This window comes from Halovenus carboxidivorans (assembly GCF_009831575.1).
Lineage (GTDB): Archaea > Halobacteriota > Halobacteria > Halobacteriales > Haloarculaceae > Halovenus > Halovenus carboxidivorans.
Genome location: NZ_WUUT01000001.1, coordinates 557,661 through 571,666 on the forward strand (window position 1 = coordinate 557,661; position 14,006 = coordinate 571,666).

The following is a 14,006-nucleotide window of genomic DNA, read 5'->3' on the forward strand; positions in this document are numbered from 1 at the left end:
CGACCGGACAGCACCGGCTCCGTGCACCGAGCGCTACCAGGGTTTCAGTGACTTGTCCCGCCAGAACTCCCCGCTCGGGGCGTCCGGCCGGAACCGCGCGAGCCAGACGGGCGTTTCGGCCCCCTTCTCCGGCGTGCGCGGTGCCGACCCCTCGGTCATGTCGGTCTGGACGTAGCCCGGACAGACCGAGTTGGCGATCACCTCCTCGTACTCGCCGTCGAGATACTTCGTCAGCCCGTTCAGGCCTGTTTTCGAGATCCGATAGGCCGGCATCCCCCCGGTCTGTGTGTCCGTGAGTTTCCCCAGTCCCGAGGAGACGTTGACGACGCGCCCGCCGGGGCGATCCAACAGCAGATCGAGCGCCCCTCTGGTCAGATGAATCGGGCCGTGGAGGTTCGTCTCCAGAGTCTGTTCGATGGTTTCGGCCGGCATCTCGGCGAGGGACTCCCGGCTGTCCATGATGCCAGCGTTGTTGACCAGTACGTCGAGTCGGCCGGCTTCGTCCTCGATGCGGTCGATAGCGGCCCTGCGCTGGGCACCGACGGTCACGTCCAGTTCGACGGGCCGCCGGTCGTCGTCGGTGATGTCGTCGGTGTCACGCGCCCCGGCGTAGACGATTGCGCCGTGGTCGACGAGTCCGTCGGCGATTCGTCTTCCGATTCCGCGGGTCGCCCCGGTCACAAGCGCTACCTGCCCCTCCAGGTGCTCGTACAGCGGCACGTCCATATCCGAGCGAGGGCCAGCGCACCCAAAAACCACCCGCCGCGGGTGATATCCGCCGTGTTCGAGGCTCGATCAACGCGCGTCGACCGGATACTCCCGATCGGCAATCGCCTCGAGTACCTGTGCTCTCTCCGCGTCAGTGAGTCGTTGCCACGAGGTGATCTCCGCTACCGTCCGCCCGCATCCGACACAGATGTCGCCGTCGAGCGCGCAGACATCGACACACGGTGACTCGACTCCCATCGATCGCTATTCGAGTGGCTCGATCAGTTCGACGACGTGGCCGTCCGGATCCTTGAGGAAGGCGGTTCGAGCGCCGGCAGCGGGCTGGTCGCTCGGCTCCTCGACGACGCCGTGGTCGTCGATCTCCTCGAAGGCCGCGTCGACGTCTTCGACGTGGACTGCGAAGTGGTCCCACGCCGTCCCCGCGTCGAACTCTTCGTTGCCCTCGGTGTCCGAAAGTTGGAGTTCGAAGCCGTTGTCGTCGGCGACGTAGACGTTTCGCGTTTCGCCGTCCTCGCTTGTGAACTCCCAGGAGTCCTCGAAGCCGAGGTTGTCCTTGTACCACTGTGCGAGTTCGTCGGCGTCCGAGACGTTCAGACAGACGTGAAGTGCGTCCATGCTACGGACTGTGTCGGCCCGGAAAATAAACACGTCGAAGCCGTCACTCCGCCGCCTGCGGGGTGAGTTCGTCGGGGGCCTGATCGACGCCAGTGAACTCGAACTGTGCACCGCCGTCGGCCGACTCCGTCACCGAGACCGTCCAGCCGTGGCCCTCCGCGATCTCCGAGACGATTGCGAGGCCGAGACCCGTCCCGTCCTCGTCGCTGCAGTAGCCCGGCTCGAAGATCGACTCCCGGTCGTCCGGGTCGATTCCCTCCCCGTCGTCGGCGACGAAAAAGCCGCCGTCGATCCGTCCGATCTCGATCGACACGTCGTCTCCGCCGTGTTCGACCGCGTTCCGAAAGAGGTTCTCGAACGCCCTGACGAGTCGCTTCTCGTCTGCCTGAATCACTAACTGCGTGTCGAGAGACAGCGACGCGTCGTCGGTGTCGACGTGTGACCACGCGTCCATCGCCGCGGTCTCGATGGGGACGGGTTCGGTCTCACCGATCCCGTGGCCGTCCCTGGCCAGCGTCAGCACGTCGGTGATGATCTGGCGCATCCGTTCGTGCGATTCCTGTGTCCGGGCGAGGTGGGTTTCGAGTTCCGAATCGTCGAGTTGCTCCTTGACGGCGTTCGTCCGGCCGATGGCAACGTCGAGCGGGTTCCTGAGGTCGTGAGAAATGAGGCTCGCGAACTGCTCTAACTGTTCGTTTTCGGCTTCGAGTTCGGCCCGGCGGTTCTGGTGTTCGGTCACGTCGTGAAGCACCACCACCCACTTCCGCGGCGGCCGCGGCTGGCGACCGATCGGGTACAACTGCACCCGATAGGTCCGCTTGCCCCCTTCGCTGTCGAGTTCGACGACCGTCTCGTCTTTCTCCTCGACCGCTGTCTGGATCTCCGGATGCGAGCCGAACACGTCCGCGGCCGCTTCGCCGCTGAGATCCTCGCCGAACATCGCCCTGAACGGGACGTTTGCGAGAAGTACGTCGTCCTCGGGGTCGAGCACGGTGACCGGTTCGTCGAAGGCGTTGATCAGCCGCTCGGCGTCGACGGATTCCGTCCCCGATTCCGTCCGAAGCAACCAGAGTCCGAGACCCGCACCGATGATAAGCAGTACCAGCAGAAACGCCGCTATGTAGTACGCGAGCGAAAATTCGCCGGGTGCGAGTTGCAGCACGGACGGCCGGCCCAGCCAACTCATTGCCAGATATTGGTGCCACAGACTCATATATGTTCAGCAACTGGCCCAACACTGCCTTCTCTCGTACGTATAGCCGAGGCCCCGCGTAGCTCCCGCAACCGGAGTGTTTACCAGCGCCGTTGTATTACGGGTCGATATGCCGATTGCGAGAGACTCAGCCGACGATCTGCGACCGCTTGCCTTCCGCGAACCGGACGAGGTTCTCGATCCCGACAAACTGTACACCGTCTACGAGATCGGTCGACTGTTGCAGGGGCTCGACCCCGACGAGGAACTCGATGTCGAGACCGAAAACGTCCTGCTCGACTGGGCGATTCCGTGGATGATGAACCACGCCGAGGAGTTCGTCTTCGCGGAGCCGACCGACGAGACGGAGCCCGGCTACTACGGACTCGCACGATGACGCTTCTGGTCGTCGGCTCGGAGCGCGTCGACGCCGGAAAGACGACGTTTTCGACCGGTCTCGTCGCCCGGACCCGGGCCGTGGGGTTCAAACCCCGGGCCGGCAACGATTACTGGTTTCACCACGACGACTACCGCAGCGCAATCGAGCGGGGGACGCTCCACGGAAAAGACGCCGCCCGGTTGGCGGCCGCCAGCCCCGGCAGTCTCGACCCGACAGATATCAACCCCGTCCATAGGCTCTGGCAGCCGACACACGACGGCGGCGGACTGCTCGGCCAGGAGGGCCGGGAGTTCCTGATCGACCGGGCGGGCGAGCAGTACGTGTGCAACGGGTCGGCAGCCCTTCCCGAGTCCGCCCGCGAACACCTCCCGCTGTCTGATTCGGTCGTCGTCGAAGACGTTGGCGAGTTCAACCGGGTGATGGAACGTGCACACATTCCGGCCCTGGAGGCGCTTCGACGGACAATCGAGACGACCGACCGGGCTGTCGTCGAGTCCTACAGCGACATCGCCCGGCCGATCCGCGGGATCGAACCCGACGGCGTGGCCGTCGTCGAACCCCGGCGGGTCCGGATCTACGACGGCCCGCGGTTCGTCAAGGCCTGTTCTGTCGCCTCCGGGACGGAAGGCTCGTTCCACGGCCAACTCGAAGAGCGCGTCTCGTCGGTGACCGGGTTGGCCGATCCGGTCGAGACGGCCTCGCTGCCACCGCTCACCAGCGAACAGCGACGGGATCCCGACACCGTCGCGACCGAGTACGGCGACGCCTACGACGCCTTGCTCGCCGTGGCCGACGGCTGGTAGCTCTCCGACGGCAGTACGTTTTTTAACAGATCCGCCCCGCATTTAGGTGCATGAATACAGTCGACCTTGACGACCTCGATCCGCAGTCGAACCCGATGAACAGCGACAGCGTCGCGGATGCGCTCGACGCGGCAGAGTTCGCGATGAACTACTACGTACTCGAACCCGGGGAGGAGTTTACCGGCGGCCTGCACGCCCACCTCGATCAGGAGGAGGCGTTCGTCGTCCTCGAAGGCGAAGCGACGTTCGAGGTACAGGAGTCACCGACGGCCGACAGCGAGACGGTCACCGTCGGTGAAGAGGAGATGATTCGGTTCCCGGCGGGCGAGTACCAGCAGGGCCGCAACGAGTCCGACGACGTAGTGCGTGCGCTCGCCCTCGGCGCGCCACAGGAGTCCAGTGACATCCGCGTCGCCGCCCCGTGTCAGGCCTGCGGCGACAGCGACTACCTGGAGTTCGTCGCGACCGAGGCGGGCGCGATGGTGGAGTGTCCCGAGTGCGGCGAATCCTTCGAGGCGTAACTCAGCGCATCTGGGCGGCCTGGTAGGCGAGTTCGATATCCTGAATCGGATTCGTCGTCACGCTCGGGCCGTGGCCGGTGTGCATCTCCGAGCAGTTCTCGCCGACGGCTTCGAGCAGTTTCTCGATGCTCTCGATCAGTAGCTCACGGTCCCCTTCGTCGAGATCCGTCCGACCGAAGCCGCCGTTGGCGAAGACCAGATCCCCGGCGAAGAGCACGCCCGAGGCCGGTGCGTACAGGCAGACGTGGTCGTTTTTGTGTCCCGGCGTGTGGAGTGCCTCGTAGCTGTGGTCGCCGATGTCGACCTGATCGCCGTCCTCGATTTCGTGGTCGACACCCGGCTGTTCGGGGTCGAAGCCCCACACGTCGACGCCGAAGGCCTCGGTCACGTCGTCGAGATTTCCGACGTGGTCGGGGTGAGTGTGTGTCAGCACGACGGCGTCGACGTCGTCGACGTACTGCGTTGCTTCGCCGACCACGTCGAACTCCATCCCGACGTCTACCAGCACCGTGCGGTCGCCGTCGACCAGGAAGACGTTGCTCGTCATCCCGGCCTGTCCCGTCGCGAGATTCTGAATCATACCTCCGGGTAGGAGCGGCGATGGCTTGGATATACCGGTCGACGCCGCTCGCAGTCACGACTCCGCTCAACCGCCCTCACTGAGCGCACCGCTGGCCGAGCGGCGCTCGCCGGAGTCGGTGTACCACAGCGCCCACGCCACGAGCACCCCCTGCAGCGGTAGCCGGCCCCACCGGACGAGTTCGCTCCCCACGACACCGCTGACGGCCATGTAGATGTTCGCGGGATAGATCGCGACCAGCAGCGCGACCGTCGCCAGCGCCGCGTAGTGTCGCGTCTGCGGGATCACCACCCCGACGCCGACGACGATCTCCGCGACTCCGGAGAGGTACACCAGCGCCAGCGGCGCCGGGAGCATCGGCGGCATGATCTGGAGGTAAAAGTCGGGGTTGACGAAGTGCAACACCCCAGCGACGACGTAGAAGACTCCCATCACGTAACACAGCGGTCGCTTGAGCCGGGCCAGCAGGGTACGCATTGACGGGAGTAGTCACTGCTCGGGTAAAATCCGACCGGTCACCGATCCTCCGCGGAGCGAAAACACCGACAACCCGCGAACGCGGTTCGCCTTTGACGATTGCCCCGGCTACTGATAGTCGAGTTCGCCCTCGCCCTCGCCGACCCACGCCTCCCGGTCCGGTTCCCGGGTCTGGACGGGATCGATATCGTTGTACCACGGGACGTTTTTCAGCTCTTCTTTGTTCAATGCGAACTCGTCTTTCGTGTCGGCGACGAACTCGAAATTCTGGGTGAGAACGATGGCCTCGACGGGGCAGACCTCCTCACAGAGCCGGCAGTAGATACACTGGCCGATGTGGAGGTTGTACTGCTCGCCGTTGCGCTTGTCGTCCATCACGATCTGGATCGTGTCGTTCGGACAGACGTTCTCACACTGGCGACACCAGATACAGCGCTCCTGGCTGAACTTGTGCACGCCGCGGAACCGCGGCGACACCTCCGGTTCGTCGTCCGGATAGGCGACGGTGAACGTCTCTCCGTCCAGGGCGTGTTTCATCGTCGTCGCCATTCCCTTGAGGACCCCGATCATGGCTCGATACCTCCGTGTACGGACTCGGTGGTTGAATAGCTCACGTTCATGACGGAAGCACCCCCACGATGACCGCGGTGAGGAACAGGTTCGCAATCGAGAGGACGAGCATGCCCTTCCAGCCGATTTCGATCAACTGGTCGATCCGGACCCGCGGCAGCGCCGACCGCAGCCACTGCGTGAACAGGAACACGCCCCAGATCTTGATCAAAAACCAGATGAATCCGGGGACGACGCTCAGCGCAGCGATCGGTGCGGCCGGGCCGCCGAGGAAGATGGTCGCGATCAGCGCGCCGCCGAGGAAGATGTGGACGAACTCGCCGAGATACAGCAACACGAAGTACACCGACGAGTACTCGGTCTGGAAGCCGGCGACGATCTCGGTCGGCGCTTCGGGAATGTCGAACGGGTTCCGCCCCACCTCTGCAACGTTCGCGACCAGAAAGAGCACGAACGCGAAGGGGTTCACGAGGCCGAACCACGCCGGAATTCCGATCGGCCCCAGCGCGAGGGTCTCCTGCTGGGCGGCGACGATCTCGCTCATCTGCAGCGACCCGGCGAACAGCACGACCGACAGCCCCGTCAGGATCAGCGGGATCTCGTAGGCGAGATTCTGCGCGACGGCGCGCAGCCCGCCCAGAAACGAGTACTTGTTGTTCGAGGAGTAGCCGGCCATCACCAGGCTGACCGAAGCGATCGACGCGACCGCGAACGCGAAGATCAGCCCGACCGACGGGTCCGCGAGATGGATGCCGCTCCCCATCGGGATGACCGCGAAGCCCAAAAGCGCCGAGAAGACCATGATGATCGGCGCGATGTCCCACGCCGGACGGTCGACGCCTTCGGGAACGATCAGTTCCTTCGAGAGGAGCCGAACCGCGTCGGGCAGGATGTGGCCCAGCCCGAGCGGCCCGAGCTTGTTGATCGCGATCCGGTCGGTGAACGCCGCCGTGATCTTTCGCTTGGCCCACGGCCCTGCGAGCGCCGCGTTCGCGAGCATGATCGTTCCGATCAGCGCGGCACCGAGAAACGCGCCGATGACCGTCCCGACCACCCCGTCGATTCCGAGCAGGCCGCTGATGGTGTCGGGCAGCGTCATCGGTCCACCTCCCCGAGGACGATATCCAGGCTGCCGAGCGCGGCGACCATATCGGGCACGTACTCGCCTTCGGCCATGACCTCCAACGACTGGAGGTTGCAGAACGCCGGGCTGCGGATCTTGAACCGCGCCGGCTTGTCCGTCCCGTCGGAGCGGATGTAGATGCCGAGTTCGCCTTTCGCGGCCTCGACGGCCCTGTAGATCTCCGTGTCGGGCTCGGGTTTGAGCGTCCGGGGGACGTTGGCCTGGATCTCGCGTTCGTCCTCCGGCCAGTCTTCGAGCACGTCGACACACTGCTCGATGATCCGGGCGGACTCGCGCATCTCCTCGAGACGGACCAGCGCCCGCGAGAAGTTGTCGCAGCCGTCGTCGGTGATGACGTTCCAGTCCAGTTCGTCGTAGTAGCCGTACGGGTCGTCCCGGCGCAGGTCGTAGTCGATGCCGGAGGCCCGCGCGACCGGCCCCGTACAGCCGTAGCTTTTGGCCTCCTCCGGCGGGAGAATCCCCGTATCCATCACGCGCATCTGGAACAGTTCGTTCGAGGACAGGAGATTGTGATACTCTTCCAGCCGTTCGGGGATGTACTCACAGAAGTCCCGGACCTTCTCGAAGTACTCGTCTCGCGGCTCCGGCAGGTCCCACGCCGTCCCGCCGAGACGGAGGTAGTTGAACATGAGCCGCTGGCCGGTCAGATCTTCGAGCAGGTTCTGGACCTTCTCGCGGTCGGTGACGGCGTACATGAAAATCGCCGTGAAGTCGCCGTAGATGTCGAGCGCGAAGGTCCCGACAGCGAGCAGGTGCGCGGCGATCCGGCACATCTCCGCGGACATCGTCCGCAGCACCTGCGCGTACTCGGGCACCTCGATGTCGGCCATCTCCTCGGCCGTGCGAGCGTACGCCCACTCGTTGAGGATCCCCGCCGAGATGTAGTCCCACCGGTCGGGGTAGGGCATGATCTGGTGACGGTAGGTCGACTGCTGGCACATCTGCTCCTCACACCGGTGCAGATAGCCGATATCGGGGTCGACATCGACGACCTGCTCGCCGTCGAGCACCGTCTTCAGGTGGAGGACGCCGTGGGTCGCCGGGTGGTGCGGACCGATGTTGACGAACATCGTATCGGAGTCGCCCGGCACCTGTGTCCGCTCCTCGACGGGATTGGCGTGTTCACGCAGCGGGACGATCTGTGGCTTCTTCTGGTTGTAATCCAGCCCGAGCGGGTGGCCCTGCCAGGTCTCGGGCAGTAAAATCCGGCGCAGGTCCGGGTGGTCGTCGTACTCGATGCCGACCAGATCGTAGGCCTCTCGCTCGTGCCAGTTCGCGGTGTCGTAGACGCCCGTTGCGCTCTGGCTCAGCGGCGCGTCCGACGGGGTCGGCACGACGACCGACAGTTCCTGTGTCGGGTCTTTGTACTTCTTGAGGTGGTAGATCGACTCGTATCGGTCCTGGTACTGCTGTGCAGTGACACAGGAACAGTGATCGAACCCGGCCTCTCGTTTCAGCGTCGCCAGCACCGTCTCGACCTCGTCCGGTCGGACGACGAACGCCGTGGCGTTTTCGTGTTGCTCGCGGTCGATGACGTGCTCGCCGAGCAGACCGGCGAGTTCGTCGTAATCGAGGGTTCCGTCCGGGTTCTCGCCGGGATCGAGATCTGGAGTGGGTTCCTGCAGGCTCATGGTGACTCGGCCCAGTTGTACCGCATCACGAGATCCTCCTCGTCGATCTCGCTCGCGAGTTCGTCGACGAGTTCGTCGCGGTCGAGATCGCCGAACTGTTCGAGTTCGTAGGGCTTGACCGTCACGGGGGCGCTCTCGCCGTGGCGGATCTGTTCCTGGAGTTTGAGGACGCCGTAGACCAGCGCCTCCGGCCGGGGCGGACAGCCCGGCACGTGGATGTCGACCGGGATGATCTCCTCGACGCCCTTGATGACGTTGTACCCCTCCTGGAACGGGCCACCGGAGATGGTACACGATCCCATCGAGACGACGAACTTCGGCTCGGGCATCTGGTCGTAGACGCGTTTCATCCGCGGGCCGAACTTCGAGACGATCGTTCCCGGGACGATGATCACGTCGGCCTGTCGGGGCGAGGCTCGGGGGACGCCGGCCCCGAACCGGTCGAGGTCGTGTTTCGTCGCGTAGGTGTGCATCATCTCGATGCTACAGCAGGCGATTCCGAACAGGAGCATGAACATCGAGTTCCCCCGAACCCAGTTCATGAACTGGTCGAACTTGGTGAGAATAAAGGGCGTGCTCCCGAAGGCCTGCCGGAGCTTCGAGTTGAACCGCTCGTCTGCGCCCGATCCCATCCGGTCCGCCTGCGTCGATTGTCCGTTCGACTGTGCCTGCTCCAGCGTGTCGTGAAGTTGTTGTTCCTTGCTCATAGTTACTCTACCCGCTGGCGTTCGGCTCGCGCGCTGCGAACCCATTCGACTGCGCCGTTGCGCCACGCCCACGCGAGTCCGACGACGAGCAGCCCGATAAACACCGCCATCGGCGCGAAGGCCTGCGCGAATCCGACCTCCTCGACCGCGCCATCGAAGATGACCGTCCACGGGACGATGAACGCGGTTTCGATGTCGAAGATGACGAACAGCAGCGCGACCATGTAGTACTGGATGTTGAACTTGACCTGGCGGCTGCTCCCCGTCGGCACCTCGCCGCTCTCGTAGGTGGCGCGTTTCCCCTGTTCGGGCACGCTCGGCCGAATCAGCCACGAGATGAACATCATCGACAACGGAATCACCACTGCGACGACGGCGAGCGCCCCGATCGCGATCCAATCACTCATTCGAGTCTCTGTTGGGGGTTTGCAGCGGGCGCACATAAGGGTTCAGTGTTTCTCTTTTCTGCCCGCCAGCTGTCGCCTATTTCCCGGTGAATAACCATGATTATTCACTCTGAACGGGAATTCTGGCAGAACCTGTCGGTTCGCAGATTCCGGCCCGGCGGTGAACGTCGGCTCGGTCTCGACGGGCGGCTCTGTCGGTTCGCTGGGACCGACGCCATTTTCACAGCCCCACCCCTACTGTTCGGCGTGACCGCGGTCGACGACTGGGAACGACGCCTGGCCGAAGCCGGGACGCTCACCCCCGACACAGTCGATCGTATTATGCAGTTACACGGCGACCGCGGCGACAAGGCAATCGAGGCGGTCTCCGAGAAGCGCGTCAAGGAGTACCGGGATTTCACCGTCGTCGTCGGCCGCGCCGACGAGTACGTAGTCGAAGACGACGGCTGCACCTGCAAGGACGCCGAGTACAACCTCGACCCGGACGACCCCGAACAGCTCTGCTGGCACGCCATCGCCGTCAGAATCGCCCGCGCCATCGACGAGACCGACGAACACGATATGTGGTACTCCGACGTTCGGGAGTTTCTCTGAGAGACACCGCGTATCGGCCCCCGACGCGTCGGTACCACTCCCAACGACGCGCCCCCGTAACCGCCCGAAACGGGGCCGCTTATACACATCCGGCCCATAGCTTCCGATATGGCTGTCGAACAGGCCGACGGGGACCACGACGGACCGGTCTGCCCGGAGTGCGGCGAGCGGACGGTCCGCGGGAGTGACAAGTGCTTCAACTGCGGCGCTGCCGTGGACTCCGACGAGGCCATCTCGCTGGCGATGTGGGAGTACGGCGGCGGCCTCGTCGCGGCGTTCGGCTTCTTCCTGACGCCACTCCTGACCGCGCTGCCGGCCATGTACTGCGCCTACCGCATCTACGACCGGAAACCGATGTCCTCCTACGGCATCCTCGCCGTCATCGTCGGGACGATCGTCTTCTGGATCGTTCTGCCGACGGTGATCCTCCCCGGCTAATCGGTCGCGAACACGCTGATGATCTCCCCCAGTTCGGGGGTGACCTGCTCGACCAGATCCGTCGTCGTCACGACCCCGACGTACTCCCCGCCGTCGGTGACGACCAACTTCTTGACACCGTGTTCGCTCATCAGCTCCGCCCCCTCCTGTAGCTGTGCTTCGACTGGAACGGTAATGACGGGACTGCTTTTGAGTTCCGCGATTGCCGTCGTCTCGGGATCGCGGCCGTTCTTCACCGCGCGCACGATGTCCGTGTCGGTGATGATTCCGTCCGGCGTCCCGCGAACGAGGACCGACCCGATGCGTTCCTCACAGAGAATCCTCGCGGCTTCGGTCACTGCGGTCGTCCCCTCGGCCTCCCGAACCGGCGTCGACATCGCCGCTCGCACGTCGATATCTTCCCACTCCATGAACGTTCAATTTGACTGACGATATATAGCCGTTTCCACGATTTCCACCCGAGGCGGGAAATCCGCTACGACCGTTCGCTGGCTTGCGGCAGAGTTCGAAATACCAGAGCAAATATTAGGAATTAGGATACGTATATCCAAAACTATTTTGTATCCTTGGTGACTTCGAACAGATATGGCGCGAAATACTGACCAAAGTTGGCTCGCCCCGCACACCGAGTACGTCCGTAGTCGTCGCGAACCCGACGAAGAAGACGAGGAGACGACCTGACCGATGTATACGCACGAACAGCAGGCCACCGACAGATCGCTCGACGAACAGCCGGAGTTCGAACTCGAATGTCTGTTCGACGATATGCAGGAGCCGACGGAACTCACGATCTTCACGCCGGAGGGCGAGGCGACGGCCTCGGAGTGGATCACCGTCGACCGACACAGCGCGGTCCCGGTGACGGAGATTCGCTGAGCGGTCCGGAACGGATGGTTTCAAGTCCGGCCGGCGGATACTCCGGGGTATGAACGAAGGCGACAGGGTTCACGTCGAACGCGGCGGTCAGGAGTTCGAGGGCGTGTTGCTCCCCTCCTCGACGCCCGAGCAGTTGGTCGTGAAACTGGAAAGCGGGTACAACGTCGGTATCGACCGCGAGGACGCTACCGTCGACGTGCTCGAATCTGACGTGTACGACATCGAGAGCGCTCAGGACGAGGACGGCCAGTCGAGCATCGAGTTCGAGGAGGGACTGCCGACGATTTCGCTCATCTCGACCGGCGGGACCATCGCCTCGACGGTCGATTACCGGACTGGAGCGGTCACCGCGCAGTTCGACGCCGAGGACGTGCTCCGGGCCGTTCCGGATCTGGCCGGGCGAGCGAACTACCGCGGCCGCGTCGTCGCGAACATCCTCTCGGAGAACATGACGCCGGAGGTCTGGCAGGATCTCGCCCACGCGATCTACGAGGAGATCGAAGCCGGTGCCGACGGTGTCGTCGTGATGCACGGGACGGACACGATGCAGTTCTCCGCCAGCGCCGTGGCGTTCATGCTGGACACGCCGGTCCCGATCGTCTTCACCGGGAGCCAGCGCTCGGCGGACCGACCCTCCTCCGATAACGTGATGAACGCCGTCTGTGCCGTCGAGGCCGCGAAAAGCGACTGTGCCGAGGTGCTCGTCTGCATGCACGCCAGCCAGTCCGACGACCGCTGTGCCCTCCACCGGGGGACGCGCGCCCGCAAGAACCACACGTCCCGCCGCGACGCCTTCGAGACGGTCGGCCGCCGCCCGCTCGGAACCGTCGAGTACGCGACTGGCGACGGCGACACCGACGTGTCGTTCCGCCGGGAGTACCAGCGCCGCGGCGAGGCCGACCTCGATATCGCGGCCGACCTCGAAACCGACGTGGAACTGGTCAAGTTCACCCCCGGAACCGGTCCGGCGATGCTCGACGCCGTCGCCGACAGCGAGGGGATCATTATCGAGGGGACCGGCCTCGGTCACGTCAACACCGACTGGATCGGCCACATCGAGGAGTTGATCGACGCCGGCACCGATGTCGTCATGACCAGCCAGTGTCTCGACGGCCGCGTCTGTGACCGCGTCTACGACACCGGCCGGGATCTGCTCGACGCCGGCGTGATCGAAGGAGAGGACATGCTGCCCGGTACCGCGAAGGTCAAACTGATGTGGGCGCTGGCCAACACCGAGTCCACCGCCGAGACGATGCGGACACCGATCGCCGGCGAGATCACCGACCGCTCGGTCTCCGAGGCCGAGTGACCGCCCTGCGAACGATCTTTTAGGCCGAGTCGCTTACGCCGTGCTGTGACAGTCCGGTACCGCGACGGCATCGAGATCGAACTCTCCGACGGGACTCGCGTCGTCTGCGATGCGGATCAGCCGGACGGCGACGTGGCCGTCGTCTCTCACGCCCACGGTGACCACCTCCCCGAGGGCGAGACGACGGCGGTCTGCTCGGAACTCACCGCGGCCCTCGGCACCGCCCGCAGGGACGAACCGCTGCACAGAACGACCGACGACCGCGTCGATCTGGTCCCGGCGGGCCACGTCGCGGGATCGCGTGCGGCGATCATCACCGACCCCGACGGCACGCGGTACTGTTACACCGGGGACGTCTGCACGCGCTCGCGGTTCTACCTCGACGGGTTCGAGGTGCCGGACGTGGACGTGTTGATCACCGAAGCGACCTACGGCGAACCCGAGTACGTCTTTCCCGACCACGACGAACTGGTCGCCGAGATTCACGGGTGGCTCACCGACACCGACCGGCCGGTCATTCTGCTGGGATACGCTCTCGGCCGCGCACAGAAACTCCAGTTACTCGCAGAGCGCGCCGGTCGCACCGTCTACACGACCGACGCGGTAAAACGGGTCAACGGACCCATCGAGGACGCCCTCGGGGTTGAGTTCCCCGCACAGTCGTTCACCGACGACGTCGAGTTGACCGCCGAGGACGCCCTCGTCCTCCCGATGACCAGCGGCCGCCTCGACTGGATCCAGGACCTCGCCGCCGATCTGGACGCGCCGGTGGCGGGCTTCTCGGGCTGGGCGGTCGACTCGTCGTTCAAGTTCCGCGGCGACTACGACGTGACCTTCGCGCTGTCGGATCACTGTGACTTCGCGGAACTCTGTGGACTGGTCGAGGCTGCCGATCCCGACCAGATCTACACACAGCACGGCTCCGGTGACACCCTCGCTGACTATCTCACCAGCGAAGGGTACGACGCGCAGACGATCAAGCAGAATCAGACCTCTCTCGGGGAGTTTTGAGG

The 14,006-nt window shown here is 64.4% G+C and carries 20 protein-coding genes; 8 read left to right on the forward strand and 12 right to left on the reverse strand.

Annotation, left to right across the window (positions count from 1 at the left end; genetic code table 11):
* Positions 1-33 precede the first annotated feature (33 nt).
* The 4 genes from GRX03_RS02710 to GRX03_RS02725 form a co-directional block, all read right to left on the reverse strand.
* Positions 34-726 carry an SDR family NAD(P)-dependent oxidoreductase gene (locus tag GRX03_RS02710; protein WP_159762644.1) on the reverse strand — a complete coding sequence of 231 codons (693 nt, stop codon included), beginning with the start codon at positions 724-726 and terminating at the stop codon, positions 34-36.
* 69 nt (positions 727-795) lie between these two features.
* Positions 796-966, reverse strand: a complete 171-nt coding sequence (locus GRX03_RS02715; protein ID WP_159762645.1) for a DUF1289 domain-containing protein — start codon at positions 964-966, stop codon at positions 796-798.
* Between the two features lie 6 nt (positions 967-972).
* A complete protein-coding gene (locus GRX03_RS02720) occupies positions 973-1,344 on the reverse strand; it encodes a VOC family protein (RefSeq protein ID WP_159762646.1) in 372 nt (123 codons plus the stop codon).
* Positions 1,345-1,387: 43 nt separating this feature from the next.
* On the reverse strand, positions 1,388-2,530 hold the full coding sequence (locus GRX03_RS02725; RefSeq protein ID WP_159762647.1) for a sensor histidine kinase: 1,143 nt from the start codon (positions 2,528-2,530) through the stop codon (positions 1,388-1,390).
* Between the two features lie 136 nt (positions 2,531-2,666).
* Between GRX03_RS02725 and GRX03_RS02730 the strand changes: the two genes are divergently transcribed.
* Genes GRX03_RS02730 through GRX03_RS02740 form a run of 3 tightly spaced genes read left to right on the forward strand, consistent with a single transcriptional unit; the run spans position 2,667 to position 4,260 of the window.
* Positions 2,667-2,933: a DUF5827 family protein gene (locus tag GRX03_RS02730; RefSeq protein ID WP_159762648.1), complete on the forward strand. Its 267-nt coding sequence runs from the start codon at positions 2,667-2,669 to the stop codon at positions 2,931-2,933.
* Entirely contained in the window at positions 2,930-3,739 is an 810-nt protein-coding gene (locus GRX03_RS02735; RefSeq protein ID WP_159762649.1) for an ATPase, read from the forward strand. Before GRX03_RS02730 ends, GRX03_RS02735 begins: the two co-directional genes overlap by 4 nt.
* 50 nt (positions 3,740-3,789) lie before the next feature.
* On the forward strand, positions 3,790-4,260 hold the full coding sequence (locus GRX03_RS02740) for a cupin domain-containing protein (protein WP_159762650.1): 471 nt from the start codon (positions 3,790-3,792) through the stop codon (positions 4,258-4,260).
* A 1-nt stretch (position 4,261) separates the two neighbouring features.
* Here GRX03_RS02740 and GRX03_RS02745 read toward each other — a convergent pair whose 3' ends face one another.
* From GRX03_RS02745 to GRX03_RS02775, 7 genes are all read right to left on the reverse strand, one after another.
* Positions 4,262-4,840, reverse strand: coding sequence for an MBL fold metallo-hydrolase (locus GRX03_RS02745; RefSeq protein WP_159762651.1), 579 nt, complete (start codon positions 4,838-4,840; stop codon positions 4,262-4,264).
* Positions 4,841-4,906: 66 nt separating this feature from the next.
* The gene (locus tag GRX03_RS02750; protein ID WP_233739771.1) at positions 4,907-5,317 is read right to left on the reverse strand and encodes a DoxX family protein; all 411 of its coding nucleotides are present in this window, start codon (positions 5,315-5,317) and stop codon (positions 4,907-4,909) included.
* Positions 5,318-5,425: 108 nt separating this feature from the next.
* Positions 5,426-5,887 (reverse strand): NuoI/complex I 23 kDa subunit family protein, encoded by a 462-nt coding sequence (locus GRX03_RS02755; protein WP_159762652.1) that lies wholly within the window; start codon positions 5,885-5,887, stop codon positions 5,426-5,428.
* A 46-nt stretch (positions 5,888-5,933) separates the two neighbouring features.
* Positions 5,934-6,986: a complex I subunit 1/NuoH family protein gene (locus tag GRX03_RS02760; RefSeq protein ID WP_159762653.1), complete on the reverse strand. Its 1,053-nt coding sequence runs from the start codon at positions 6,984-6,986 to the stop codon at positions 5,934-5,936.
* The gene (locus GRX03_RS02765; protein ID WP_159762654.1) at positions 6,983-8,662 is read right to left on the reverse strand and encodes an NADH-quinone oxidoreductase subunit D; all 1,680 of its coding nucleotides are present in this window, start codon (positions 8,660-8,662) and stop codon (positions 6,983-6,985) included. Before GRX03_RS02765 ends, GRX03_RS02760 begins: the two co-directional genes overlap by 4 nt.
* Complete coding sequence (locus GRX03_RS02770) at positions 8,659-9,294, reverse strand: NADH-quinone oxidoreductase subunit B (protein ID WP_368278058.1); 636 nt, start codon at positions 9,292-9,294, stop codon at positions 8,659-8,661. Before GRX03_RS02770 ends, GRX03_RS02765 begins: the two co-directional genes overlap by 4 nt.
* A 77-nt stretch (positions 9,295-9,371) precedes the next feature.
* Entirely contained in the window at positions 9,372-9,776 is a 405-nt protein-coding gene (locus GRX03_RS02775; RefSeq protein WP_159762656.1) for an NADH-quinone oxidoreductase subunit A, read from the reverse strand.
* 246 nt (positions 9,777-10,022) lie between these two features.
* Here GRX03_RS02775 and GRX03_RS02780 point away from each other — a divergent pair, with 246 nt between their 5' ends.
* Together GRX03_RS02780 and GRX03_RS02785 are read left to right on the forward strand one after the other, a co-directional pair.
* On the forward strand, positions 10,023-10,370 hold the full coding sequence (locus GRX03_RS02780) for a hypothetical protein (protein ID WP_368277907.1): 348 nt from the start codon (positions 10,023-10,025) through the stop codon (positions 10,368-10,370).
* Between the two features lie 108 nt (positions 10,371-10,478).
* The gene (locus GRX03_RS02785; protein WP_159762657.1) at positions 10,479-10,808 is read left to right on the forward strand and encodes a hypothetical protein; all 330 of its coding nucleotides are present in this window, start codon (positions 10,479-10,481) and stop codon (positions 10,806-10,808) included.
* Here the strand turns inward: GRX03_RS02785 and GRX03_RS02790 are convergent.
* Complete coding sequence (locus GRX03_RS02790) at positions 10,805-11,218, reverse strand: CBS domain-containing protein (protein WP_159762658.1); 414 nt, start codon at positions 11,216-11,218, stop codon at positions 10,805-10,807. The genes GRX03_RS02785 and GRX03_RS02790 overlap by 4 nt on opposite strands.
* 274 nt (positions 11,219-11,492) lie before the next feature.
* Here GRX03_RS02790 and GRX03_RS02795 point away from each other — a divergent pair, with 274 nt between their 5' ends.
* Genes GRX03_RS02795 through GRX03_RS02805 form a run of 3 tightly spaced genes read left to right on the forward strand, consistent with a single transcriptional unit; the run spans position 11,493 to position 14,004 of the window.
* Positions 11,493-11,684, forward strand: coding sequence for a hypothetical protein (locus GRX03_RS02795; RefSeq protein ID WP_159762659.1), 192 nt, complete (start codon positions 11,493-11,495; stop codon positions 11,682-11,684).
* 49 nt (positions 11,685-11,733) lie between these two features.
* Positions 11,734-12,993 carry a Glu-tRNA(Gln) amidotransferase subunit GatD gene (gatD, locus tag GRX03_RS02800; protein WP_159762660.1) on the forward strand — a complete coding sequence of 420 codons (1,260 nt, stop codon included), beginning with the start codon at positions 11,734-11,736 and terminating at the stop codon, positions 12,991-12,993.
* A gap of 45 nt (positions 12,994-13,038) precedes the next feature.
* A complete protein-coding gene (locus GRX03_RS02805; protein WP_201289161.1) occupies positions 13,039-14,004 on the forward strand; it encodes an mRNA 3'-end processing factor in 966 nt (321 codons plus the stop codon).
* Positions 14,005-14,006 lie beyond the last annotated feature (2 nt).